We start from the raw sequence: 23533 nt of genomic DNA on the forward strand, positions 1-23533 counted from the left end.
CGCTCCGGTTCGGAAAGCAGCCAGGGTGGTCCGCGCGCCGAGTCTGCCCGGGACGACCCGGATGCGCGCCGGCGGGGAGCGGGCCCCCCGCTCCCCGTGCGGTGTGCGGTGTCCATGATCGGTTCGGTTGGCCCTTCCCTGCTGCTCGAGGGAGGAACAGTGATCGACCCCGGTGAGAGAGAAGGCGCCAGCGCTCCCCGGAGGCTGGTACTCGGCAACGGCTCTGACGCTCCCGCGAGAGCGCGCCGGGTCTGCCGGCGGTTCGTTCGCCAGCTCACTCCTCCGGTCGACGACCGGGCCGCCGAAGACGTGGATCTCGTCGTCACGGAACTGGTGACCAACGCGGTGCGGCACGCCCAAGGCACGACCTGCGTGCTGAGCCTCGACGCGCGGCCGGACGCGGTCGAGGTGACAGTCCTGGACTCGGACCCCGGTCCGCCCCGCCCGCGTACCCCGGACTTCAGCGGACGCTTCGGTGGTTTCGGCTGGCCCATGATCCGTCGTCTGGCCAGGAACGTCACCGTGGTGCTGGTCCCCAACGGCAAGGCCATCTGCGCCCTGGTTCCCAGGTGACTCGCACCGGTCTCCGGGCGAGGCGCCGGGGGTCGGTCAGGCCTGGTCAGCCCGGTTCGCCTTCGTATCCGCACAGCCAGGTCAGGGCAGCGCGCAGCCCGCGCAGGTAGTCGGTGTTCGTGGCCTCCAACTGGACAGTCACCGCGTCCAGTTCGGCGGTCAGTACGACCAGGTCAGGCACACCCCGACCGCCCCGGGCGGTGACGGGGGAACTCTCGGCCCGGCCGAGCGCCCACTCGTAGGCCGCCGCCTTTCCGGCACTGATGTGGGCTGCTTCCGCTGCCTGGTCACCGGTCACGGCGTCGAGGGCGGACAGGACCTCCGACCGCCGGCGCGCGCCGACCGTCTCGGCGTCACCACCGCTCCCATGGTCACGTTCCATCCGTGCCACCCTCCGTACTCATCAGCCCTGACGTCGCGCTTCAGCGTATCCGCGGGGACCGCTCACCTCCCCGCACCCCACGGTCCCGCGTGAACCGGCTCCGGACAGGCGGACGGGCCCCGGCACGCTCCACCGTCGGTCGCCTTGCTCGGCCGCTACCCCCATGGCGAAGGACATGAGAGCGAACTCCTCAGAGCCGCCGACCAGGTGCTTCGGACCTTCGAGGCGTGGCCCACAGTCGAGTGGAGGCGATCTCGGGGTATCCGAAGCCAGGAAGGGCCCTCAAGGCGTCTGTTGTCGTTTGACAACTATAGCCTCAGGGCAAGAAAGTAGCCGTGTCGTGCTGTGCGGGGAAGGATGTGGAATGTTCCGGTGGGCGGAGGATGCTCCGTGTGCTGGCCACCGACGCCCCGCAGGGTCGGGGAGTCCGGTGGTGTGGCCCAGCGGTCAGGCGGTCTGGTCGTCCGACTGCTGGGCGTTGTCGTGTATCTGCAGCGCCGCCGCGCGGCAGAACGCCTCCAGCCCCTCCAGCAGTGCCGTGCGCTTGGCAGCGGGCATGAGGGCCAGTACCGCCTGCACTTCCTGCTCCCGGCGCGCGCGGAGGTCGTCCAGGAAGGCGCGGCCCCGGGCGCTGAGGTGCAGCCGCACTTCGCGTCGGTTGGCCGCGCTGACCACGCGCTCGACGAAGCCGGCGGCGACCAGGCGGTCGCACAACCGGCTGGTGGACGGCGGCGTGGAGGCGAGGGCGTCACTGAGTGTGCGCAGGTTGATACCGTCCTGGTGCTCCAAGGTGAGCAGCACCCGCATCTGGGACGCGGACGCCGGCGCGGTGGAGGCTCGGCCCCACAGGACTTCCAGCAACTCTCCGGCCGTCGCGGTCACACGGGCGACCTCGACGGGTTCCGGGCGGGGGCGGAAAACAGCCACTGTCACACTCTCGCAGGCACTGGGACGGCCGTCAGCCTACTAGGCGCCCGCAGCGGCTAGAGAGGCTTTGGACGGCTCGTACGGCTTGGCGCGGCTGAATCGTGCGACCTCGTCACGTGGGCGAGGTCGGTAAGTGTCCGCCAAAAGATTGGTGTATTTACCATCGTGAACAGATTTGTGGCCGCCGAGCGCGCCTTGCGTACGGCGGCACCCCACGAGTTGCTCGACGCTGTCCGTCGTGTGCTGGTCGAGCAGTACGCCGCGGAGTCCGTGGAGCTGTTCATGGCCGACTACGGCCTGACCGTGCTCCAGCCGGTATCGGTGCTGCCACACACCATGGATCCGGTGTCCGTGCACAACAGTGTCGCGGGCCGGGCCTTCGGTGCCCAGGAGTCGGTCGTCGAACCCAAAGGCGAGGGCCGCGTGCGCGTGCACCTCCCGGTCAGTGTGCGCGGGGACCGGCTCGGTGTGCTGTCCGTGACCCTGAGGGGTGAGGACGGGGCGCAAGGCGTGCTGGGCGAACTCGCCGATGTCGCGGAGGTGCTCGGTCACGAGGTGGTCGTCGCCGAGCGGGACACCGACATCTACCTGCAGGCACGGCGCAAGGACCGTCTCACGCTGGCCGCCGAGATGCAGTGGCAGCTGCTGCCCGGCCGCTCCTGCTCCCGCCCCGAGTACGAGCTGGGTGCGCAACTGGAGCCGGCGTACGCGATCTTCGGTGACAACTTCGACTGGTCCGCCACGGCGGACCATCTGATGCTGTACGTCACCAACGGCATGGGCGAAGGCATAGAGGCCTCCCTGCTGACGAACCTGGCCATCAACGCCCTGCGCAACGCTCGGCGGGCCGGGATCGCCATCGACGACCAAGCGGCCCTGGCCGACCAGGCCGTGTATGCCCACTACCGGGGGCACAGTTATCTGTCGGTGCTGATGTTCGACTTCGACCTCGCGACGGGCCGGGCCAAGGTTGTGGACGCCGGCTCGCCGCAGATGCTGCGGCTACGCGGCGGCACGGTGGAACGCGTCGCCTTCGAGGCCCAGCTTCCGCTGGGCATGTTCGAGGAGACCGACTACGTGGCCCAGGAGTTCCATGTCGAGCCCGGTGACCGCCTGATCTTCGTCAGCGACGGGGTGTACGCGGTCGCCGATCCCAAGGGGGAAGCATACGGCGATGTGGCGCTCGCCCGGGCGATCCAGTCCACTCGACTGCTCCCGGCCGCCGAGGTGCCGCGCGCCATCCTGCGGGAACTGACCGGGCATCGTGGCCGACCCACCCCCGACGACGACGCTCTCGTGGTCTGCCTCGACTGGCACGGACGCTGACCTGATCGCGCAATTCCCCTCGACAGATGGCGATCCCGTGTTGTTCGCATACGCTCCCGGCGCTAACGTTTGCCGTGAGGCAATAATCGCCTCTTGGTAAGTGTGGACGCCATGCCCTCTGGGCCCGGTGCAGAGGGGCGATGCGCGTGTCGGAACAAGAGGCGGTCGTGTCGACGGCGCGCCGGCTAGGAGCGTTCCTGGAGCGCCGCCGGGAGCAGATCGCTCAGCGCTGGGCCGATGCGCCGCTCTTCCGGACGGTCTTCACCGTGTCGCGCGACGAGGCGGTGGAGGCGTGCAAGGCCGTCGTGGACGCGCTGTCCGACGTGGCGTCCTCCGGGCGGCTGGAGGACCTCTCGGCCTCCGGTTTCGGCACCGTCCGTGACCAGCTCGGGCGCATGTCCGCCTCGCGGACCCGCACAGGGTCGAGTCCGGCCCAGATCGCGGACGAGGTCGCCGCCCTGCGCCCGCCGGTCACCGAACTGCTGCGGGCGGAGTTCTCAGAAGCCGCGGTGCCCGAGGCGGCCGAGAGCGTTCTGGCACTGACGGCCTTGATGGGCACTCTGCGGCTGGTGGTGATGCAGGCGGCGCTCAGCTCGGGCGAGGAGCTGATCGCGCGGCAGCGGCAGCAGCTGCTCGAAGTGGCCACCCCGGTGATCAACCTGTGGGAGGGCATTGTCGCCGTTCCGCTGATCGGCACGCTGGACAGTGCCCGCAGCCAGGTCGTCATGGAGTCCCTGCTGGAGGGCATAGTCGACCAGCGTGCCCGGTACGCCATCCTGGACATCACCGGTGTGCCCACGGTCGACTCGCTCGTCGCGCAGCACTTGATGAAGACGGTGGCTGCCGCGCGGCTGATGGGCGCCGAGTGCATCGTTTCCGGTATCCGCCCGGCCATCGCGCAGACCATCGTCCAACTCGGCATCGACCTCGGTTCCGTGCTCACCCGGTCCTCGCTGGCCGACGCCCTGGCCTACGCCCTCACTCAGCAGGGCATCGAAGTGTCCCGGCGCACGAGCATCCGGTGACCACTCCTCTGCCGGGCCGCGCGACCGCGGTGCCGGTCCTCGCGCTGGGGGAGACCCTGCGGGTCAGCCTGCAGGGGGGCCTGCACGACGGTATGGCCGAGCAGCTCCAGCAGGACATCACCCAGCGCATCGCCGACAGCGGGGCGACCGACGTCGTCATCGACATCTCCGGCGTGGAGATCGTCGACTCGTTCCTGGGGCGGATCCCCGCCGAGATCTCCGCGAACGCCCGTCTGCCGGCGGCCCGTACCGTGGTCGCGGGCATGCGCCCCGCTGCGGCCGTCACCCTGGCCGAGCTGGGCCTCACCCTCCCCGGACCGACCACCGCGCTCGATGTCGACCGCGCACTGGAACTGCTCACGGCCGCGCCGGACGGTTCGGGCGGACGCGAGAGGGGCACGTGATGCCGGCCTCCGACCCCGTCTTGGCGACCAGCCTGCCGATCGGCTCGGACGCGGACCTGGCATGGGTACGTCAGCAAGTGCGCCAGTCCGCCTCCGGCCTCGGCTTCGGCCTGGTGCAGCAGACGAAACTGGTCACGGCGGCCAGCGAACTGGCCCGCAACACCCTGGTCCACGGCGGTGGCGGGCACGTGGAGATCACGCCGCTGGCCCAGGGGGCGGTCCGCGGGCTGCGGCTGTCGTTCATCGACAGCGGTCCTGGGATTCGTGATGTCGAGCTGGCCCTGACCGACGGCTACACCAGCGGCGGCGGCCTGGGCCTCGGGCTGAGCGGTAGCAGACGCCTCGTGAACGAGCTAGTGATCGATACCGAACCGGGCCGGGGTACCACCGTCACCGTCACCGCCTGGACCGCAGGCGTACCCGTGGCGCGTTCGGGGTCGCGATGACACGCGTCCGGGACATCCCGGTGCACGACTCCACCCGCGTACGAGACGTCCGGGTGGCGGCCGAGGCGGCAAGCCTCCTGGCCTGTCCCGGCCCGCACCGCACCGAGGTCGCCGCCCTGGTCTCCACCGAGCCGGCGAGCAACCTGCTCGAACACGCCGACGGCGGTCGCATGGTGATCCAACTCGTCGACCGCTTCCGAGGGGAGACCCGCTCTCGGGCGGTGCAGCTCCCCGCTCTCGACCACGGCCCCGGTATGCGCGATGGCGACGCGGCGATCCGGGACGGCTACACCACCAGCGAGGCGTCGCTCGGCGCGGGGCTCGGGACGTGCCCGCGCGTATCCAGCGTGTTCGACCTGTACAGCACCCACCGCGGCACCGTCGCGGTGGCCCGCATCGATCAGGACGCCGGCAAGCAGAAGACCCGGTCGGTCTTGCAGGCAGGCGGGATCGACGTCCCGCTCGGCCAGGCCGAGCACTCCGCAGACGCCTGGAGTCGGACGCACGCGGGCCCCCGCCCGACTCCGGTGCTCGCCGACGGCCTCGGCCACGGCGCCAAGGCCGCTCACGCGTCCAGTGCCGCAGTCGAGGAACTGCACCGCTCCGCGCACCCGCCACCCGCCGAGATCCTGCGCCGGACGCACTCCGCGCTGCGCCCCACCCGTGGGGCGGCCGTCGCCGTGGCCCAGCCGAACACCGACAGCGCGGAACTCACCTTCGCCGGCGTCGGGAATATCGGCGCCCGGCTGCACACCACCGGCTCAGGGGAGCACCTCGTCTCCCACCCCGGGATCGCCGGGGCCAGGTTCCCGGCGACCGTACCCGTACGGCGCGCGCCCTGGAGGCCGGGCAGTGTGCTCGTCCTGGCCCACGACTCCACGGGCCGGCGCCCATGATCCCGCCTGACGTCCGGAAGATCACCTCAGCCGCCGAGGCCGCCCACGCCCGGGCCGTCGCGGCGCGTCTCACGGCCGCCCTGGGCGCGCCCGAGGTCGAACGGGCCCGATTTCTCACGGCGCTCACGAGGCATCTGCGCCAGTGTCTTGATCACGGCGGTGCCGAGCTCACCCTCACCGTCCGGCAACCCGCGCCGGACGGGATCGGGCACGTACGGGCTGTCGTACGACCCACTCCGCCGACCCCTGACCGGACGCCGCCTTGGCGGCTCGCTCTCGCCTGTCCCGGCCCCGTGACAGAGGACCTGTCCGACTTGGCCGTCCTGGACGACGCCGCCGATCCCGCTACGGCCATGCTCGCGGTGGACGAGGCGAACGCAGCGGTTCTGAGCAGGCTGGACGAGGTGGAAAGGCTGCTCCGCCTCCACCGCGAGGAGCTGCACCAGACCAACCAGGGCGTACTCGCGCTGCACGCCGAACTGGACGCCGCCGCTCTCACCCAGCGGGACCTGCTCGACGCCGAACGAGCCGCACGCGGCGAAGCGGAGAAGGCACGGCGCCTGCTCACCTTCCTCGCCGACGCCAGCGCGGCCGTGACCGCGTCCCTCGACCACGAGGACATCCTGCGCCGCCTCCCCGAGCTGCTCATCCCCGAGTACGCCAGTCAGGTCGACGTCTGGCTCTTCGACAGCGAAGACGAACAGGCGGCCGGGAACGGCGCACACTCGGCCGCCGCGGTCGCCGCCGCCCGCACCGACCGTCCCCAGCACGCCGGCCCACGCCAAGGCGGCGTGGCCTGGACCGACGACCTCCCGCTCTCCGCGACGGACCCCACCGGGCCGGTTCTGAGCATCCCGCTCACCGTGCGCCGGACCCTGGGTGTGCTGACCCTGACCGCGCCCGGTGACCACTTCGACGCGGACACCAGCGTCATGCTGGTCGAACTGGCCCGCCGCACCGCCATCGCCCTGGACCACGCCCGCCGCTACGAACAGCATCGGGACACCGCGGAGGCGCTGCAGCGCGCCCAGCTCACCGACCTGCCCAGCACCGACAGCCTGCGCCTCACCGCCCGCTACCTGCCCGCCACCCGCGGACTCAACATCGGCGGCGACTGGTACGACGCCTTCCACCAGCCCGACGGCAGCCTGCTGGCGGTCATAGGAGACGTCACCGGACACGGGCTGCGCGCCGCCGTCATCATGGGCCAGCTGCGCACCGCCCTGCGGGCCTACGCCGTCGAGGGCGACAGCCCCGCCCAGATCCTCACCCGGCTGCACCGCATGCTGCGCCACCAGCAGCCGAATCTGTACGCGACCGCCACGATCGCCCGCTTCCGGCCCGGCGATCCCCACGTCGTGTGGGCCGCCGCCGGGCACCCCCCTGCCGTCGCCCGCACCCCCGACGGCAGCGTGCGCGTCCTGGACGCCAAACCCGGCGTCATGCTGGGCGTCCCCCTGCCGTTCGAGTACGAGGACCACACGGCCGAACTGCCCCCCGGCTCGACGCTCGTCCTGTACACCGACGGCCTGGTGGAGCGGCGCGCTCACGGCATCGACCCAGGCATCGCGTTGCTCGGCCGGACCCTGGCCGCACTGGACGAGCCCGCTTTGGAAGACCTGGACGCGTGCGCCGAGTCGCTGCTCAAGCCCCTGGTGCACGGGTCCGAACGCGACGACGACGTCTGCCTCCTGCTGTGCCGAACCCCTACGACGACTCCGGCCGGCTCTGTGGGGCCCGGAGACCGCCTGGGCGCCATCAGCGACGAGAGTGGCAGGGCCACCGACTAAAAGGCGTACATATCGGTCAAAAGGGAACGTGGACAGTGCACATCACTACTCCCCGAGGAGCGAGTGGCCATGTCCACGGGAACGCTTCTGGCGATCATCATTCCGATCGTGGTGGTGGTCGCTCTCGCCGCTGTGGCGGTTGCACTGCTGAGACGGCGCCGTCACCTCCGTCAGCGCTTCGGCCCGGAGTACGAACGGACGGTCGAGGGATCGGACAGCCGACTCGCCGCCGAGCGTGAGCTCAGGGCCCGCGAGAGGCGGCACGACTCGCTGGAGATCAAGCCCCTGCCTCCCGTCTCCCGGGACCGCTACACGCGGGAGTGGAGCAGTGTTCAGGAGGAGTTCGTCGACCGGCCGGAAGACGCCGTGCACGACGCGGACCGGCTGGTGACCTCCCTGATGCACGAGCGCGGGTACCCGACCGAGGGGTTCGAACAGCAGATGAAGGACCTCTCGGTGGAGCACGGCGCCACGCTGGAGCACTACCGGGCCGCGCACGAGGTGGAGACCCTCACCACCCGCAAGCAGGCGACGACCGAGCAGCTGCGGGGTGCCATGGTGCACTACCGCGCCCTGTTCGACGAGTTGCTCTCCGACGGCGGCGGCCGGGCGCAGCACGCCCGGTCCTGACCACGACCACGACGGCCGCATGGAGGAACGCCATGCACAGAAACGAGGACGAGGACCGCACCACCGGCGGTCTGTCCACCGAGGACCTCGCCCAGCCGGCCACCACCGGCGGCGATGAGGAGCCAGCCTCTTCCGAAGCCCCCGTCTATCCCGGCGAGAGCACCGCGACGGAGAGCGCGGGCGGCGAGCCCGCCACCGGAGGAGCCGACGCCGAGGTCGCGGCCCCCGAGGCCCCGGCCACCGCCGAGGGTGCCCCGAGCGCCTCGGACGACGAGGTTCCGCAACTGCTCACGGACGACGAGGAGCGCGGGTTCCGCGACCGGTGGCAGCAGACCCAGAACAAGTTCGTGGACGACCCCCGCGAGGCCGTGCACGACGCCGACACACTGGTGGCGGACGTCATGCAGGCCCTGGCATCCACCTTCGCCCAGCACAAGAAGGACCTGGAGGCCCAGTGGAGCCAGGGTGAGCGGGTCGACACCGAGGAACTTCGCGGGGCGCTGCGCCGATACCGTTCCTTCTTCAACCGGTTGCTCAGTACCTGAGCGTCCCGTTCAGCGCGTCAACCGGGCGGCGGCAGCGCACCGCTCTGGGCGGCGAGAAGGGCCGTCATACCGCGGCTCAGAGCCCGCCGCTCCGCCGGCTCCATTGCCGTCAGGGCTGCCGCCAGAGCCTGGGCCCGCCGTGCGGCCACATCGTCCAGTACACGGCGTCCCTGCGACGTGAGACTCAACCGCACCTCGCGACGCTTCTCCGGATGCAGCGTGCGCTCCAGCATCCCCGCCGCCTCCAGCCGGTCACAGAGCCGACTGGCGGTGGGCACCCCGATCTCCAGCCGCTCGGCCAAGGCGGTGAGGTTCAGTTCCGGTGCCGCCTGCAGAGTCCGCAGAGCACGCAGTTGATGTGGGGACAGGCGCAGCGCCGCCTGCTGCGCGGCCATCGACCAGAGGTTCGTGAGGCTCTCCACGGCATCGGCGATCTCCAGCGCGACGGCGTCCGGGTCGTCCCCCGCTCCCTCCACGTCACCGCCTGAGCCGTCGAGTCGGGTCACGAACACATCGCTTTCAGTGAGTTTCGAACGCTGCGGAGATAATCCTCACTCCATCGCTGTACCCGAAGACATGGGGTGCAAGCAGCTCGTGGCGCGACTGGGCGTAGCCCGGACAGCGTCCTGTGCGGGGCCTTCGGTGCGGCGCACGTACCTCCGCCCCGGGGCTGACCGGATCGTTCCGCCAGGGGTCCCGATCGTGCCTGTTGCCCATAGGCCGCCCCTGGTCAGACTCGTAGACATGAAGCGAGCTTTGATCGTCATCGATGTCCAGGAATCCTTCCGTGCCCGACCGCTGTGGGAACAGATCGCCGACCCCGAGATCGCCGAGCCGGTGAACCGACTGGTCCGGCTCGCTCGGGACAACGGTGATCTCGTGATCTGGGTCCTGCATTCCGAGCCTGGCAGCGGAGGCGTGTTCGACCCGGCCCTGGGGCATGTGCGGCTGCTGGACGAACTGGAGAAGCCACGGGCGAACGAGCCGGTAGTGCACAAGACGTCGCACAACGCGTTCACCACCACCAACCTGCAGCAGCGGCTGACCGAGGCCGGCGTCGGCGAACTGTGGGTGTGCGGCATTCGTACCGAGCAATGCGTCGAGACCACCGCTCGAGTCGGCAGCGACCTCGGCTACGAAGTCGTCTTCGTGGCCGACGCGACGACCACCAACCCGATCGGCGACCTCAGCGCCGAGGCGATCATCGAACGTACTCAGGCCGTGCTGCGTGACCGCTTCGCGCGGATCGCCACGGTGGCGGAGCTGGCAGCATCACGGGTATGACCCGCGTCGTCTTCGTCCTGCTGCCCGATGTCCACCTGCTCGACCTGGCCGGTCCCGCTCAGGTCTTCTCCACGGCCGTGGGCTTCGGGCAGTCGTACACCCTCGACTATGTCGCCGAGCAGGAACTGGTTCCCAGCGCCCAAGGTCTTCCGCTCACCGCCCGGACGGACTGGCCCGATCTGCGCCGGGACGATCTGGTCGTCGTACCGGGATGGAGGGCGCCCGCGCTACGGAACGGCCCCAGGCTGAGCCCCGCCACCACCGAACGACTGCGCGCGCACCACACCGCGGGCGGCACGGTCGCCAGCGTCTGCGCGGGAGCAGAGGCCCTGGGACAGGCCGGCCTGCTCGACGGTCGCCGCTGTACCACCCACCACCAGCTCCAGGAGGAGCTCGCCGCCCGTCACCCCCGGGCGACCGTGGTCCGCGACGTACTGTTCACCTCCGACGACCGGGTCATCACCTCGGCGGGTATCGCCAGCGGCATCGACCTGGCTCTGCACCTGGTGGCGGTGCGCCACGGCCCGGCCCTCGCCGCCCAAGTGGCGCGGGACATGGTGATCTATGCACGCCGGAACGGCAACGAACCGCAGGCCAGTGCGATGCTTCGCCACCGCTGCCACGTGGACGACACCGTCCATCGGGTCCAGGACCTGATAGACGCCCGCTACGCGGAATCCCTCCCGCTCGCCCGCCTCGCCGCCCACGCCGGCGTCAGCGCGCGCACGCTCACCCGGCAATTCGCGCGGGCCACCGGCGGCCTCACACCTCTGCGCTACCAACAGGCCCTGCGTGTGGAACGTGCCGAGCACCTCATCAGCCACGGCACCACAGTCGAGTCCGCGGCCCGTGAGGTCGGCTTCGAGGACGCCCGCATGCTCCGTCGGCTCCGTTCCCGGCCTTACTGATGCAGGCATCGGAGCGGCGGATCGTGGCGGCCCGGCGTCCAGGTGCCGGAGAGGCTAATGCTGCACCAGTGAGTCGGCCAGCCGGCGACGCGCCACCCGCAGTGCTGCATCCAGCTGGCGGGTCCCGGTGACCACGCACAGCGTGTACGTCGTGTCCTCAAGCTCGCGCGCGGTCTGCGGGCCGCCCCCGGATGCCAGGCTGCGCCTCAGCGTCTCGCACCGGTCGACCAACTCCCGCAGAAGCGAAGGATGGGCCATCACCAAGGTGAACACCTCCGGTCGCGCCTGGTAGAACCAACCCTTTCCCCCCAACAGTCGCATTCACCGATATTCGCTGCATCTCGGGTTCGGAGAAAACCTCGGTGCTCGCTGCCACCATCCGCGCTCGGTCGTCAACTCAGCGTTCCCGGATGCGCCACCACCACCAACGACCTGCCGTCCACTCGCTGGCCGGGGCAGGATCTGGCAGGGTGCGTCGTTCGAACGTGTCGTCGATACGAGCAACCAGCCGGCCCAGATCCCGCTGGGCTCCGCGAGGCAGGTGCATCATGGCCTCCTCCAGGTCATCGCGGGCGTCTTCCACCTCCAGCCCGGGCTGGAAGACCTCGGAGGCGTTCAGATAGCGGCCAGACTGCTGGAAAGCCCTCTCGAACCGGGACAGCGCATCAGCGACCGCGTTGGGCCACATCCTCTGGTCCTCGACACGGCGGATCGCCGCACGAGTCCGCGCGGAGACACAACGGACCTTCCGGACCGGGTGATGCCATCGTGGCCGCCATCGCTCTGCACGGACGGCCTTGGGACGCCTACGCGGCATCGTCCTTTCGGATCAACATGGCGCCATCATGCCACGGCGCGGTGCCCTCGCACACGTGGTCGGCGAGCGGGGTGAGTTCGGCGTCGCGGCCGAGCCGTGCAGTCGGATGCCACACGGCGCCTTGGGCGGGCGAAGCAGTGCGGACCGGCCGCCGTGCACCGGCAGTTGTCGGCACGAGCCGCCGGCCTGGGCGCTCAACTCCTTGGTGCGGCGCGCCTTGGCGGGGGCGGTGATGTCGGGGCGGTGACGTCGGTGTGCGCATCCTCCCGGTCATGCCCACCTGGCGCACGGAGGCCGCCCGGTCGGCGAGGTGGGGAACGCGATGGGCGGGGAGCCGCAAGGCGCTTGGGGCGTCAGCTCTTGACCGGAACGCCCAGCATGCGCATCAGCTGGGCGAGTTCCTCCTGGAACAGCTTGTCCGGGTTGGTGGTCTGGGTGCGCATGTGGCCGTAGACCTCCAGTGACACCAGGCCGTGCAGGTGTCCCCAGATACGCAGGGCGAGGGCGACTGCTGCGGGCGGCAGGCCGGGGAATGCCGGCCGTACCTTCTCGAGGAGCCCGGGGTCGAAGTCGGACCAGTCGAAGGCGCTGTCCTCGTGGAGGTGCCGGGTATGGGGCCATGCGGCTGCCGCGAGCGCGGTGAGGCCGGTGCAGACCCGGCGCGCGGCGTCCGGGGCGGGGCCTCCTTCGGGAGCGTGGTAACCGGGGACGGGGTCGCCGTAGATGAGCCGGAAGCCCTGGGGGTTGACCAGCGCCCAGGTCCGGAAGGCGGTGGCCCATGCCGCGATCCGGATGGCCGGATCCGTGGCGGGAGCGGCCTCCCAGGCGGCGTCCACGGCGTCGGCCAGGGCGGTGTACACATCGTTGATGAGCGTGGTGACCAGGTCGTCCCGGGTCGCGAAGTAACCGTAGATCGCGTTGGCGGTCATGCCCATCTCGCGGGCGATGGCCCGCAGTGTGATGGCGTCCGGGCCACCCGAGGCCATCAAGGCCAGGGCCACCTTCTTGATTTCGGCTGTGGTTTCAGCCCGCAGCCGCTCGCGCCTTCCCCTGCTTCCCGTGACTGTCACGTACGGCACTGTACAACGTCCATTTACTTAGTGCCGTGCAGAAACTTCACGGCGTATAGTTTCTGAGCGGCGTCACCTCTGGTGGCGTCCCAACTTCCGTACGCACAGGGGAGAGCCATGCACATCGGAGTCATCGGAGCCACGGGCACCATCGGCAGCAGGGTCGTCAGCGAGGCCCTGGAACGGGGCCACCACGTCAAAGCGTTCAGCCGGGACGCCGCTCAGGCGCAGCGCGAGGAGAGCCGGGACCACATCACCTGGACGAGCATCGACGTCCTGGACCCCACGAGTGTCGCCGGCGTTCTCCCGGGACTCGACGTCCTCATCAGCGCATTCCAGCCCGGCAATGCCGCGAAGGACTTCACGGACACCGTCCGGCGCTCGATCGCTGACCCCACCGTCTACGCCACGGCGGCACGGGCCCTGCTGAAGGGTCTGGAGAGTCACCCGCGGACCCGGCTCATAGTGATCGGCGGGGCGGGAAGCCTCGAAATCGAACCAGGAGTGGTGCGCGCAGACTCCGACGAACTGCTGCACGCCGCCCTCGACCACCTAGGACTGCCCCGCGCATACGCCGCAGCGGTACGCGGTCACCGCGACGCGCTGAACGTCCTGCGCACCTCGAACCGGCTGTGGACCTACTTCAGCCCCGCGGAGGAGATCGCCCCCGGAGAGCGCACCGGTCGCTTCAGGATCGGCGGTGACCAGCCGGTCCTGGACGCTGACGGCCGCAGCCGCATCTCCGTGGAAGACGCGGCCGCCGCCTTGATCGACGAGGTGGAGCTGCCGCGCTTCGTCCAGCGCCGCTTCACCATCGGCTACTGAACGCCGCAGCCCGCGTCCTCCGTACGCCGCCGGGCCCGTCACAAGGGGCTCCGGTCGGCGAGCCGTACGACCATGCCCTCGGACGCTCCCGCGACGGACTGACCCCGCAAACGCCGGAACACCGCCGAAGGCCGCATCCGACACGCTCAAGCAATGCCACGGCCCCGACCACCCGTCACGACAAGACCGCGACCATCCACCTCGCCGCCATCTAGCGTCCTAGAGCTAGTCCAAGGTCATCGTGCCGCTGGTGTAGCGCATGCCGTACTTTTCGCCGATCACGTTGACCTTTTCCAGGTCCATCGCGCCGCCCGCGGTCCTGACCGCGGGGCCGGCCGCGAAGAGAGCCTCCAGGAAGTTGTCCCAGCCGCCCGGTGTGGAGACCTGCAGCGCTCGCGCCGGAGGCCGGGAAGCGTTGCGCATGGCGTGCGGGATGCCGTGAGGCAGTAGCGCGCACATACCGGGGGTCAAGCGGTACGTCCGCCCCTGGAAGTCGATCTCCATCTCGCCTTCCAGGACATAGACGAACTCGTCCATGAACTCGTGCACATGGGACGGGATGTCGACGTCCAGGCGGTTCTCCAGGACGGCGAGCCGGCCTTCGCTGTCGGTGGTGGCGACCTTGACGCCGAAGCCGGGCGGTAACGGGACCCGGGTCTGCCGGGTCTCTCCGGGTCGCAGCAGAACAAAACGGTCAGCGGACATGAGTGATCCCTTCCTGCCGGCCAGGTGATGCCGATGGACAGCTCTCACCCTACGCGCGAAGTGGAGAAAAATCTCCAGTTACTTGGCGGCCGCTTACGATCGCCCCATGACCCCTGAGCCGCCCTTGCGCGCTGACGCCCAGCGCAACCGCGAGAGAATCCTTGCCGCCGCTCGCGAGCTCTTCCGAGAACGGGGCACCGCTGTGGCCCTGGACGACATCGCGCGCCGCGCCGGAGTGGGCGCGGGCACCCTCTATCGCCGGTTCCCCGACCGTGATGCGCTGATCCGGCAGGTCATCGTGGACGGCTTCGAAATCTGCCTGGCGGCGGTGCGGGCGGCCCATCAGGAACTGGCGGATCCGGCGGGCGCGTTGGAGCGGCTCTTCCGGCGCGTGGTGGAACAGCGCGAACGCCTCGTACTGCCCCTGATCGGCGGACCGGTCGTCCATGACCCACGGGTACAGGAACTCCAGCACGCCATCCGTGACGGTGTCGAGGAGATCCTCGCGGCCGGCCGGGCGGCCGGCGTCGTGCGCTCCGACGTCACCTCGGAAGATCTGATCACCGCCGCTGCCATGGCGTGCCGCCCCATGCCGCACCTGCCCGGCGAAGTGAGCGCGGCGCTGGCCGTCCGTCACGTGGCGGTCTACTTGCACGGACTGCGCCCCGAAGGCGCCACACCCCTGCCCGCGCTCGCGCCGTCCCCCGAGGCCATCGGGCGGCACGTGGCCATGGACCAGCGTGATCCGAGAGAAACCCCTTGAGAGCGTCCGCCGGTAGGTCATGGGATGCGAGGGCTGACGGTTCGGGTGTCCCAGCGGTGGGTGGACCAGGCTCGTCGGATCAGGCTGCGGATGGTGACGATGGCGGTGGCCAGGGCGATGAAGAACTCGAGGCAGCTCCAGCGGTGCTCGGTGTAAGTTCGCCGGGTGGGGATCGGGGAGTTGATCGGGGCGGGGCGGACGGCGGATGTGTTCGCCCTCGACCAGGACCGGGTGGTGCGGCGCTACCGCGACGGGGAGGACGCCACCGGTGAGGTGGTCGTGATGGCATACCTGGCTGAGCACGGGTACCCGGTGCCGGCGGTGTGGCCGGGCGCGGCGGCCGGGGGAATTGGTGATGCAGCGGCTGTCGGGGCCGACGATGCGTGAGGCGCTGGTCGCGGGCACGCTCAGCGGCGAGCAGGCGGGCGAGTTGCTGGCCGATCTGCTGGTGCGACTGCACGCCGTCCGGCCCCGGGTCGGGGCCGACCCCGCCCACCGCATCGTCCACCTAGACCTGCACCCGGAGAACGTCTTCCTCACCGCCGACGGCCCTGTGGTGATCGACTGGGTCACCGCCCAGGAGGGCTCTCCCGGCCTGGACACCGCGATGGCCGCGCTGATCCTCGCGCAGGCGGCGCTCACCATGCCGGCCGCCGCCGAGGTTGCCCGGACCGTCCTCCCCGCCCTGGTGCGTCAACTCGGAGGCACCGACGGCATGCTGCTGCCTGAGGCCCGGGCCCGGCGGGCCGCCGATCCGACCCTCGCCCAGGAGGAGATCGCCGCCCTCGACGAGGCGGTCGCCCTGATCCTGGCGGCAGGAACCGACGCCCATGAGAGCGTCCTCCAGTAGGAGGTGAGCTGTGGCTATCGGATGCCGGGGCTGGTGGGTCGGGTGGCCCAGCGGTGGGTGTCCCAGGTTCGGCGGATCAGGCTGCGGACGATGATGATGCCGGTGGTCAAGGCGACGTAGAACTCGATGCACACGCTGCGTCGTTCGGTGTTGCGGCGGAGCCGGCCGAAGTCGTTCATCCACGAGTTGGTCCGCTCCGCCACCCAGCGGCTCGGTCTGGATCGGTGTCTTCGTGCCGCGTTTGGTGTCCGGTGAACTCGGCGCCTCGCTGATCGGGCAGCGTGTCCACCCGAAGACGCAGCGAGAGACGTCGTGCACCGTGTGCCGCGTCCTCAGTTCCTGCTCAACAGCCTCAGCAGCCCCACCCGTTGTGCACGGGCGGGGCCGCGACGTTCGCGCCCTTGTGGGCTGCCTGCACTGCCCCGACCGTGGACTGTCGGCGGGGTGTCACTCGATGCGAGGGGAATGGCTTGCGACGCAGGTGGGATGACGCGGTGGGTCGACTGCTGTTGCACACCGCGGTGCTGCTGCACAGAACAGTGGCAGGACGGGCTGCGCGAGAGCGGTGGCGGGCGCGGCGTGATGGGGTTGTCCGGGCTGCACGTCGGAAGGGCGTGCCGATCGAGGAGCTGGCCGGGCGGATGGGATTGTCGGCGGGCTGGATCCGGCAGGTCCTTGCCGGGCAGCGGCCGGCTGAGCCGCCGGCGGTGGAGGAGGCCGCATAGCGAAGCGCGTGTGCCCGGCCGGGTGGTGGGGGCGCGGTTGCCGCCACCTCCGCAGCCGCACCGGCTGACGGAGCCGTAGGCGGACTTGTGTGAAGGCCCCGCCCGACAACTGGGCGGGGCCCCTTTCACGTGTCCATGACTTCGTCCGGAAGCTCGTTCACGGCGTTGACGTACTTGATGCCGATGTCCATGTTCCCTCACTCATTCGGAGCAGGCAGTCCGGGCGCCGGCCCTGCGTGAGCTACGGCTGGAGTGTCAGGACGACCTGCCATCCTCGTCGGCTGCCGAGGCATCGTGTTGAGGCCGGGCGTCGTCTACGGTGGCTCGGGAGAACCACATGGCCGCTTCGGCAGTGTCACCTCGCTGCTGGAGGATGCGGCCGGCCTTGCGCATGGCGACCCTGTTGCCGGTCGTGTTGGCAGCGCGCTCATACCACTCCAGGGCTTCCGTTATGCGACCCCTGCGAGCGAGTTCGTCAGCCGTCAGCATGAGGGCGCCCGAATGTCCCGCGGCGGCTGCGTGCTGGTACCAGACGAGCTTTTCCTGTCCCAGCCCAGCCTCGTCCAGGTAGGTGATCGCCTCTTGGAAACAGCTCCAGTCACCTGTCGCGATGCGGCTACGGAGCCAGTCGAGCATCTCGCCGACCTCCCCCAGCGTCTGCATCACCTCGACTCTCACGCTGGTAGCGTCGGTGTCTCCGGCGTCGCTCCGATATTTGAGCCAGTCCAGGGCGTCCTCGGAGCGCCCTGTCTCCAGCAGATCTGTGATCAGCATGCGAAGAGCTATCGCATCGCCGAGTTCGGCAGCGTCCTGGTACAGCACCAGCGCCTGATCGGCCTTGCCACGAAGCCTGAGGATGTCGGCGGCTTCGACCAAGGCCTCCAGATGCCCTTCTTCAGCCAGCAGCTTGAGTCGTTTGAGGTTTTCGTCGAACTCGCCTTCCTCCTCCAGAAGTCGAGCTCCTTGCCTGAGCGCGCCAGGCGAGCCTGCTGCCGCCCGCGACCAGATCCACCTGACCGCCTCGTTGACGAGTCCCATGGACCGCATCAGGTCGACGGCGAGCGTCTGTGCGAGCGTATTGCCTTCTTCGGCACGTGTGCGAAGCCAGGGCAGTGCTTCGCCGACCCAGAACTCGCGCCCAGGCAACTCACGCATCCGGTGCAAGCCCGCGTTCAAGCCACGCTCTGCGGCGGCCGCGAAGAGGCGATAGGCATGCCTGTACTCACCCGCACTGCGGGCGGCATCCCCCAACGGCAGCAAGGCAGTCGGCTCGCCGAAGTTGGCAGCAGCGTCCCAGAGGGCCGTGGGCACGTGTTCTGCGCTCCGGCTGAACCGGCCGTCATGGTCAAGGAAGTCGGACAGTCGATAAGCAGGGGTCGGCGATTCAGCCGACGAGAGGGGCCGCACCGTACCGAGGGGTGGGCGTGCTCCTCGGCACGGCGCCGGGTCCGACACGTATTCCCAGGCACGCCTCAGGCCCTCGTCCGTCAGGGCGCTGTACTGAGTCGGCGAGAGGTAGCCGCTGAGAGTCGCCTCCAGCAGAGCCTGCGGGAGGATCGGCCCGTGCCCGAGTCTCCGCAGGTCCATGGCTGCGTGGATCAACGCGCGCGCGGCCGCCGGAGCCGTTGTGTACCGTCTCACCACCTGTGGACCACCTGCCAGATACTGTGTGATCCTTCCGTCCTCGGCGTTGCTCAGAGCCTCTGCCCAGCGTTCGTCCGTCTCAGCCGCCTGCTGGACACTTCGCAGTACGTCAGCCCCCGTAAAGGCGTCCGGTACCGGAATCACAACGTCCGCGCCGTATGAACGATCCAGGTCGCTGAGCTCCCGGTCGTCGTTGAGGCTGCGCCAAGCGGAGCGACTTCGCATGTTGGCGCTGAACAACTGTCGGGCGTTCCTGTGCACGTCTGCGTGTGACGGGGAGGCGGGAAAGGTCCGCAAGGTACTCAAGTAGTCGGGCCAGATCGTCGCCAGGACGAGCACCGGAGCGCGACCCGGAGTCAGCAGCAGTTCGCGGAGCCCGGCGGACAGGTCCTCACCAAGAGACGAACCCGGGGTGATGACGTAGCTATGTGCCTCATCCAGCCAAATGACCGTCTTCGGTACGACGGTGGGCAGCCCGTCAAGCGCCTGTTGGGGCCCGAGCGGATACCACAGTCGCCAGTCGTCCGGAATGCTCTTGATCGCTTCCCAGCAAGCCCGCGTCTTTCCCGTGGAGGACTCACCCGACAGCACCGCCTGGACGCTCTGACCCTTCACGGCGAGGGCCACCAACTGCCGCAAAGTCCTGTCGTGGTCCCGTTCCACGTAGACAGGAAGGGCTTCCTCATCATCTGAGGCGCTGCCGATGACCTCGTGCACTTGGAGGGCAAACGGGTCGCGGAAGTCTCGGATGGGCCGCCCGGCGTACTCCATGAGTTCGGCTTCCACCCACAGCTGCCGGACCTTGGCCTCGACGTGTGCCACGTCCCATCGGGCCAGACGCCCGAGAACTCGCGCCAGGGCGCAGACGTTCGCCTGCCCGGGCAAGGCGGTCCCGTTCAAGCACCGGTTGATGGTGTCCTTGCCTGGGCTGCCTTGTGCGTCCTCGTCTTCCGACACGAGCTCCACCAGCTCCGCGAGCGTCGGCTCGCCTGCCAGCTTGTACAGCCGATACAGGAGGCTATGGAGCTCGCCGCGTGCGCCCGGTGCCCAACCCGGAGCGGTGACAGGCCGCGGACGGCGCTTTGACACCTTCTCATCGCCACTCATCGCTCAGATCATCGCGGATGAGGGTCGTTCGGCACACCCACCTCGTCCTTTTTCCTCCCCGCTCCGTCCACTCGTCTCCACTCGTCCGGCGCCGATCGCGAGGGGGTTTCTTGGTCTTGCCGGCCGGCGGACAAGACGACCCAGGCACAGACGCGGAGGCTTCATGGACGCGGAACGTCACGACGAAGAGAAGAAGGTGCGCCGAGCCGAGAGGTGGAAGGGGCGCATGAGGCGTTGCGGACAGCTCATCACCGAAGGGGCGTTGCGCGGGATCGGCTCGGCCCTCGGGAGCGCGGTGATCGGCGTACTCATCGTCTGGTGGCAGTCGAGGGGCTGACAGGCGGCGGCCATCCCCCCCGCTGGGGGATGGCCGCTCCCACCCGGGGACCGTTGGTCCCGGAGCCGTGGCTTGCGGACGCTGCCTTCCAGCTCCGAGCCCAGTTCGCGTCCCGCCAGTCGCTCGCGGGCGGTGGCGTCGGAGGCGGTGAGCAGGACTCGTACGATCCGAACCTCTGCCCCCACGGCACCACCGCCGTCTTGCCGGCACCAGCGCGCCCTCCGATGAGCAGTACCTCTGCATGCTCCACTGCTGGAGTGCCAGCCGGCACGCCGTCGGCACTCGGCGTCCGCCTGTTATGTCGCCGTCGGGCCGGAGCCGTGTTCGGTGAGCAAGAGGGCGATGTCGTCGGCCCGGTGGGAGGAGCCGCGGGCGTGGTGCAGGAGGCGGTCGGCGAGTTCGTCCAGTGAGTCGGCGCGGGCGTGGGCCAGTGCTACGCGCAGGCGGTCGATCCCCATCCCGATGTCGGTTCCGGGTTTCTCCACCAGGCCGTCGGTGTAGAGGGCGAGGACGGATCCCGGCGGGAGAGCAACAGGGGTGGGGGTGTAGGTGCTTGTGTGGTCCGCGCCGAGGAGTGTTCCGACGTCGAGGTCGAGGGTGTTCGTCGTGCCGTCGGGGAGGCGGAGCAGGGGGGAGGGGTGGCCGGCGGTGACCGCGTAGGCGTGCTCGCTGTGGGATCCGAGGTGGATGTAGCAGCAGCTGGCCAGCAGGTCGCTGTCGAGGTCGATGAGGGTGCGGTTGACGCCCGACATGACGTCGCCGGGTGCGTGACCGGAGGCCGCGAATGCGCGTACCGCACTGCGCAACTGGGCCATGGTGGCCGCGGCGGCGATGCTGTGCCCCTCCACGTCACCGATGACGAGGCAGACCCCGCTGTCGGTGGGGATGACGTCGTACCAGTCGCCACCGATGTCCATGCCGCTGGTGGCGGGCAGGTACCGGGCGACGATCCGGATGCCGGGGACTTTGGGCAGGCGGTGCGGCAGGAGCGCCTGCTGCAAGCCGTGCGCGACGGCGAACTCCGAGTCGTACAGACGTGCTCGTTCCAGGGCCTGGGCGATCAGCCCGGCGAGAGCGGTCAGGACACCGCGGTCCTTTTCCGTGAAGTGGTGGGGTGCGTCGAAGCCGAGGACGCAGGTGCCGACCGGGCGGCCGGAGGCGAGCAGGGGCAGGTACACCCAGGAGCTCACCTGTCCGGTGGGGGTGCCTGGGTAGCCCCGGGCGAGATCCTTCTGGGACTCGATGAACAGAGGAGCCCCCGAGGTGAGGGTTTCCGTTCCGGGCAGGCGGGCGTGCAGGGGGACGCCCTGGAGCCAGTCGAGGAAGGTCTCGTGGTGGCCGGTGTGATGCAGGAGGTGCATCGCTTTGTTGCGGACCACATAGATCGCCATCTGCTGGCCCCCGAAGGCCGGCAGGAGCTGCTCGGAGACGACTTCGCAGACATGGCGTGTGGTGACTGCCTCGGTCAGCGCGCTGCTGAGCTGCAGGACGTGGTACATCGCCCCCAGGCGCGCGGGTGCGGTGGCGGGTACGGACGTCGGTGCAGGCGCGGGGGCTTCCCCGGCCGATGAGGGGGGAGGGGCGGTGGGGGCCACCCGTCCGGTCACCCCGTCGGGCTGCGGGTGGAAGGAGAAGGCCAGCCACTGGTCGGGTGGCCGGCTCATCAGGAAGGACGACGGCTCCTGCGAGATCATCGCGGAGCGGTGCCGGTACTCGACGCTGGGATCGGACAGCCACGGCAGCACGTCCCACAAGCACTGGCCGAGCATGTCGTCAGCGGAGATGTCCAGCAGGTGCAGGGCGGAGCGGTTGGCGTAGGTGACACGCCCGTCTGGGGCAAGGGAGAACAACCCGTCGGGCAGCCGTTCGACCGCTGCGACGGCCGCACCGCCCGCTCGGGCGTCCACGGCAGCGCCGACCAGATGAGTGACCGGCTGAGTGCCGTCGGTTTCCGGTACACGGCCCCACACCTCGACCGTGTGAGATGTCCCGGCGCGGTCCCGTACGCGCAGGCGCCGCGCGGTGATCCGGCCCTCGCCCGCTTCGCGCGCGCAGGTCCGGAAGGCGGCACGATCACCGGGGTGCAGGCAGGAAGCAAGTGTGTCGGGACGTCCGTCGAAGGCGTCGGGGTCGAGACCGAAGATCGCGCAGAACGTGTCGTCCACGCTGAGGAGGCCGGACTCGAGGTTCCAGTCGAACAAGCCCACCTGCACGGCCGCCGCCGAGTGAGCGGGGGTCTCAACCGGAGCCGTCCCCGGTTCGCACTCGATAGGATCACCGGTACGGGCGCGGAGCTCGGCCAGGGAATCACCGAGCCGGCCGGCGAGGCTCCGAAGGTGGCGGCGCTGGGCCTTGGACAGCCCCTCGCTGCCCGGTGAAGCCGGCCACACGATCGCCAGCGATCCGAAGAGCTCCGCCCCCGCGCGCACGGGCACGGAGCAGGAGCCGAAGGCGTGGGGCAGAGCGACCGCGAGCTGCGGGTAGCGCCGCATCGTCTCGTCGGCGTTTGCCAGGTGGACCGTGCGCCCGGTCGTGTACGCCACGGCGACCGGGATGGGGCTGCCGGCCGCGATGAGGCGCCAGCCACCCAGCAGGGACGGCGGCACGCCGCACGTCGCGGCCAGGACGATCGACCGGCGGTCGCGGGAGCGCAGGAAGATACTTCCCGCGTACGCGCTCGTTCCCTGGACGGCCTCCACCACGGCGGCCGCGAGCACCTCCTCACGCTCTGCCGCCCCGCCGACGGTCAACGCGTACATACATCCAGTGTGCGCAGGTCAGAGCAACGGGGCCCAGTGGAGCGCAGTCATCTAGTGGCGTCCTTGGCCGGTGACCGTGGATTCGGGACACCCCGGACGGTGATGAGCAGGGGCCCGGGAGTCGCCGACACCGTCTGACGCGGCCTTCAGGGAAGTCATGGCGACGTCGACGGTCTCGAAAACCTGGACAGCCTGATCGGCTCCGGTCAGCTCCAAGATCCGCCGCAGCGTGGCCGGGGGGCCGGCCAGCCCCAGCAGCATCCCGCGGGCCTCCGCTTGGCGGTGGGCCTCCAGCAGCACGGTCAGCCCGGACGAGTCGCAGAACGACACGCCGCTCAGGTCCAGCACGAGAAACCGGTCGATCTCTCCCATCAGCTGCGTCAGGCGCTGACGCAGCCCCGGCTGGGTGATGTGGTCCATCACTCCCAGAACCCTCGCCACGGCGCCCGGGTCCCACGCCACTGTCTCGACCGAAGCGGCCTCATCAGCCACAGCAGTGTCCCAAACCGTCTCTTCCGGTGACCTCGTGAAGTCAATGGTTCTACAGTCCGATCCCCAACCTACCCTGCACCCTCACCTTGGGACGCGCTTGCCCGCTGCCGCCGGCTGTGGTCCGCAGGTAGGTCACGTCCGCCGGGTGTGACGGGGAGTTCGTGCCCGCACTCGGCGCCGTCGGTGGGCGGGATCGCGGGCCTGACGCGCGGAAGCCGTACGCGCTGTCGCCGCGAAGTGCCGGTTCGACCTCATCGGCGGCAGAGTGCGCCTGTCACGCCGAGGGAGGGCTGATCGACCATG

The 23533-nt window shown here is 69.8% G+C and carries 25 protein-coding genes and 2 pseudogenes; 15 read left to right on the forward strand and 12 right to left on the reverse strand.

Going from position 1 to position 23533, the window contains the following annotated elements; genetic code table 11:
• The first annotated feature begins 114 nt into the window (after positions 1–114).
• Positions 115–573 carry an ATP-binding protein gene (locus ACZ4U1_RS14155; RefSeq protein WP_467903110.1) on the forward strand — a complete coding sequence of 153 codons (459 nt, stop codon included), beginning with the start codon at positions 115–117 and terminating at the stop codon, positions 571–573.
• A 46-nt stretch (positions 574–619) separates the two neighbouring features.
• Here ACZ4U1_RS14155 and ACZ4U1_RS14160 read toward each other — a convergent pair whose 3' ends face one another.
• Positions 620–955 (reverse strand): hypothetical protein, encoded by a 336-nt coding sequence (locus ACZ4U1_RS14160; protein ID WP_467903112.1) that lies wholly within the window; start codon positions 953–955, stop codon positions 620–622.
• Positions 956–1402: 447 nt separating this feature from the next.
• Positions 1403–1888 (reverse strand): MarR family winged helix-turn-helix transcriptional regulator, encoded by a 486-nt coding sequence (locus ACZ4U1_RS14165; protein ID WP_467903113.1) that lies wholly within the window; start codon positions 1886–1888, stop codon positions 1403–1405.
• Positions 1889–2047: 159 nt separating this feature from the next.
• Here ACZ4U1_RS14165 and ACZ4U1_RS14170 point away from each other — a divergent pair, with 159 nt between their 5' ends.
• From ACZ4U1_RS14170 to ACZ4U1_RS14190, 5 genes are all read left to right on the forward strand, one after another.
• Positions 2048–3208, forward strand: coding sequence for a PP2C family protein-serine/threonine phosphatase (locus ACZ4U1_RS14170; RefSeq protein WP_467903114.1), 1161 nt, complete (start codon positions 2048–2050; stop codon positions 3206–3208).
• A 140-nt stretch (positions 3209–3348) separates the two neighbouring features.
• Positions 3349–4233 carry an STAS domain-containing protein gene (locus ACZ4U1_RS14175; RefSeq protein ID WP_467903116.1) on the forward strand — a complete coding sequence of 295 codons (885 nt, stop codon included), beginning with the start codon at positions 3349–3351 and terminating at the stop codon, positions 4231–4233.
• A complete protein-coding gene (locus tag ACZ4U1_RS14180; RefSeq protein ID WP_467903118.1) occupies positions 4230–4637 on the forward strand; it encodes an STAS domain-containing protein in 408 nt (135 codons plus the stop codon). Before ACZ4U1_RS14175 ends, ACZ4U1_RS14180 begins: the two co-directional genes overlap by 4 nt.
• A complete protein-coding gene (locus ACZ4U1_RS14185; RefSeq protein ID WP_467903119.1) occupies positions 4637–5083 on the forward strand; it encodes an ATP-binding protein in 447 nt (148 codons plus the stop codon). Before ACZ4U1_RS14180 ends, ACZ4U1_RS14185 begins: the two co-directional genes overlap by 1 nt.
• Complete coding sequence (locus ACZ4U1_RS14190) at positions 5080–5979, forward strand: SpoIIE family protein phosphatase (protein WP_467903120.1); 900 nt, start codon at positions 5080–5082, stop codon at positions 5977–5979. Before ACZ4U1_RS14185 ends, ACZ4U1_RS14190 begins: the two co-directional genes overlap by 4 nt.
• Before the next feature lie 26 nt (positions 5980–6005).
• Here ACZ4U1_RS14190 and ACZ4U1_RS14195 read toward each other — a convergent pair whose 3' ends face one another.
• Positions 6006–6191 (reverse strand): hypothetical protein, encoded by a 186-nt coding sequence (locus ACZ4U1_RS14195; RefSeq protein WP_467903122.1) that lies wholly within the window; start codon positions 6189–6191, stop codon positions 6006–6008.
• 81 nt (positions 6192–6272) lie between these two features.
• Here ACZ4U1_RS14195 and ACZ4U1_RS14200 point away from each other — a divergent pair, with 81 nt between their 5' ends.
• The 3 genes from ACZ4U1_RS14200 to ACZ4U1_RS14210 all read left to right on the forward strand — a co-directional run bounded on the left by ACZ4U1_RS14200 (position 6273) and on the right by ACZ4U1_RS14210 (position 8944).
• Complete coding sequence (locus ACZ4U1_RS14200) at positions 6273–7769, forward strand: PP2C family protein-serine/threonine phosphatase (protein WP_467903124.1); 1497 nt, start codon at positions 6273–6275, stop codon at positions 7767–7769.
• Positions 7770–7838: 69 nt separating this feature from the next.
• On the forward strand, positions 7839–8399 hold the full coding sequence (locus ACZ4U1_RS14205) for a hypothetical protein (protein WP_467903126.1): 561 nt from the start codon (positions 7839–7841) through the stop codon (positions 8397–8399).
• Positions 8400–8431: 32 nt separating this feature from the next.
• A complete protein-coding gene (locus ACZ4U1_RS14210; protein ID WP_467903128.1) occupies positions 8432–8944 on the forward strand; it encodes a hypothetical protein in 513 nt (170 codons plus the stop codon).
• 17 nt (positions 8945–8961) lie between these two features.
• On the opposite strand, the gene ACZ4U1_RS14215 is transcribed toward ACZ4U1_RS14210, so the two are convergent.
• Positions 8962–9450, reverse strand: a complete 489-nt coding sequence (locus tag ACZ4U1_RS14215) for a MarR family winged helix-turn-helix transcriptional regulator (protein WP_467903130.1) — start codon at positions 9448–9450, stop codon at positions 8962–8964.
• Between the two features lie 238 nt (positions 9451–9688).
• Here ACZ4U1_RS14215 and ACZ4U1_RS14220 point away from each other — a divergent pair, with 238 nt between their 5' ends.
• Both ACZ4U1_RS14220 and ACZ4U1_RS14225 read left to right on the forward strand, forming a co-directional pair.
• Complete coding sequence (locus ACZ4U1_RS14220; RefSeq protein WP_467903131.1) at positions 9689–10228, forward strand: cysteine hydrolase family protein; 540 nt, start codon at positions 9689–9691, stop codon at positions 10226–10228.
• Positions 10225–11136 carry a GlxA family transcriptional regulator gene (locus ACZ4U1_RS14225; protein ID WP_467903133.1) on the forward strand — a complete coding sequence of 304 codons (912 nt, stop codon included), beginning with the start codon at positions 10225–10227 and terminating at the stop codon, positions 11134–11136. Before ACZ4U1_RS14220 ends, ACZ4U1_RS14225 begins: the two co-directional genes overlap by 4 nt.
• 54 nt (positions 11137–11190) lie before the next feature.
• Here ACZ4U1_RS14225 and ACZ4U1_RS14230 read toward each other — a convergent pair whose 3' ends face one another.
• The 3 genes from ACZ4U1_RS14230 to ACZ4U1_RS14240 all read right to left on the reverse strand — a co-directional run bounded on the left by ACZ4U1_RS14230 (position 11191) and on the right by ACZ4U1_RS14240 (position 13023).
• A complete protein-coding gene (locus ACZ4U1_RS14230) occupies positions 11191–11457 on the reverse strand; it encodes a DUF5133 domain-containing protein (protein ID WP_467903135.1) in 267 nt (88 codons plus the stop codon).
• Positions 11458–11533: 76 nt separating this feature from the next.
• Positions 11534–11824 (reverse strand): hypothetical protein, encoded by a 291-nt coding sequence (locus ACZ4U1_RS14235; RefSeq protein WP_467903136.1) that lies wholly within the window; start codon positions 11822–11824, stop codon positions 11534–11536.
• Between the two features lie 482 nt (positions 11825–12306).
• Positions 12307–13023, reverse strand: a complete 717-nt coding sequence (locus ACZ4U1_RS14240; RefSeq protein WP_467903138.1) for a TetR/AcrR family transcriptional regulator — start codon at positions 13021–13023, stop codon at positions 12307–12309.
• A 117-nt stretch (positions 13024–13140) separates the two neighbouring features.
• Between ACZ4U1_RS14240 and ACZ4U1_RS14245 the strand changes: the two genes are divergently transcribed.
• Complete coding sequence (locus tag ACZ4U1_RS14245; RefSeq protein WP_467903140.1) at positions 13141–13848, forward strand: NAD(P)-dependent oxidoreductase; 708 nt, start codon at positions 13141–13143, stop codon at positions 13846–13848.
• A gap of 225 nt (positions 13849–14073) precedes the next feature.
• Here ACZ4U1_RS14245 and ACZ4U1_RS14250 read toward each other — a convergent pair whose 3' ends face one another.
• Entirely contained in the window at positions 14074–14553 is a 480-nt protein-coding gene (locus ACZ4U1_RS14250; RefSeq protein WP_467903142.1) for a cupin domain-containing protein, read from the reverse strand.
• A gap of 106 nt (positions 14554–14659) precedes the next feature.
• On the opposite strand from ACZ4U1_RS14250, the gene ACZ4U1_RS14255 reads away from it, so the two are divergent.
• Positions 14660–15316, forward strand: a complete 657-nt coding sequence (locus ACZ4U1_RS14255; protein WP_467903144.1) for a TetR/AcrR family transcriptional regulator — start codon at positions 14660–14662, stop codon at positions 15314–15316.
• A gap of 165 nt (positions 15317–15481) precedes the next feature.
• A pseudogene (locus tag ACZ4U1_RS14260) lies at positions 15482–16166 on the forward strand (phosphotransferase).
• Positions 16167–16180: 14 nt separating this feature from the next.
• Here ACZ4U1_RS14260 and ACZ4U1_RS14265 read toward each other — a convergent pair.
• Positions 16181–16406, reverse strand: a pseudogene (locus ACZ4U1_RS14265) (IS5/IS1182 family transposase); the annotation flags it as partial.
• A gap of 740 nt (positions 16407–17146) precedes the next feature.
• Entirely contained in the window at positions 17147–19642 is a 2496-nt protein-coding gene (locus ACZ4U1_RS14270; RefSeq protein ID WP_467903146.1) for a tetratricopeptide repeat protein, read from the reverse strand.
• A 163-nt stretch (positions 19643–19805) separates the two neighbouring features.
• On the opposite strand from ACZ4U1_RS14270, the gene ACZ4U1_RS14275 reads away from it, so the two are divergent.
• A complete protein-coding gene (locus ACZ4U1_RS14275; protein WP_467903147.1) occupies positions 19806–19979 on the forward strand; it encodes a hypothetical protein in 174 nt (57 codons plus the stop codon).
• Positions 19980–20275: 296 nt separating this feature from the next.
• On the opposite strand, the gene ACZ4U1_RS14280 is transcribed toward ACZ4U1_RS14275, so the two are convergent.
• Positions 20276–22738 (reverse strand): SpoIIE family protein phosphatase, encoded by a 2463-nt coding sequence (locus ACZ4U1_RS14280; RefSeq protein WP_467903149.1) that lies wholly within the window; start codon positions 22736–22738, stop codon positions 20276–20278.
• Positions 22739–22789: 51 nt separating this feature from the next.
• Positions 22790–23230 (reverse strand): STAS domain-containing protein, encoded by a 441-nt coding sequence (locus ACZ4U1_RS14285; protein WP_467903151.1) that lies wholly within the window; start codon positions 23228–23230, stop codon positions 22790–22792.
• Positions 23231–23533 lie beyond the last annotated feature (303 nt).

Source organism: Streptomyces sp. NPDC028928, from assembly GCF_055564915.1.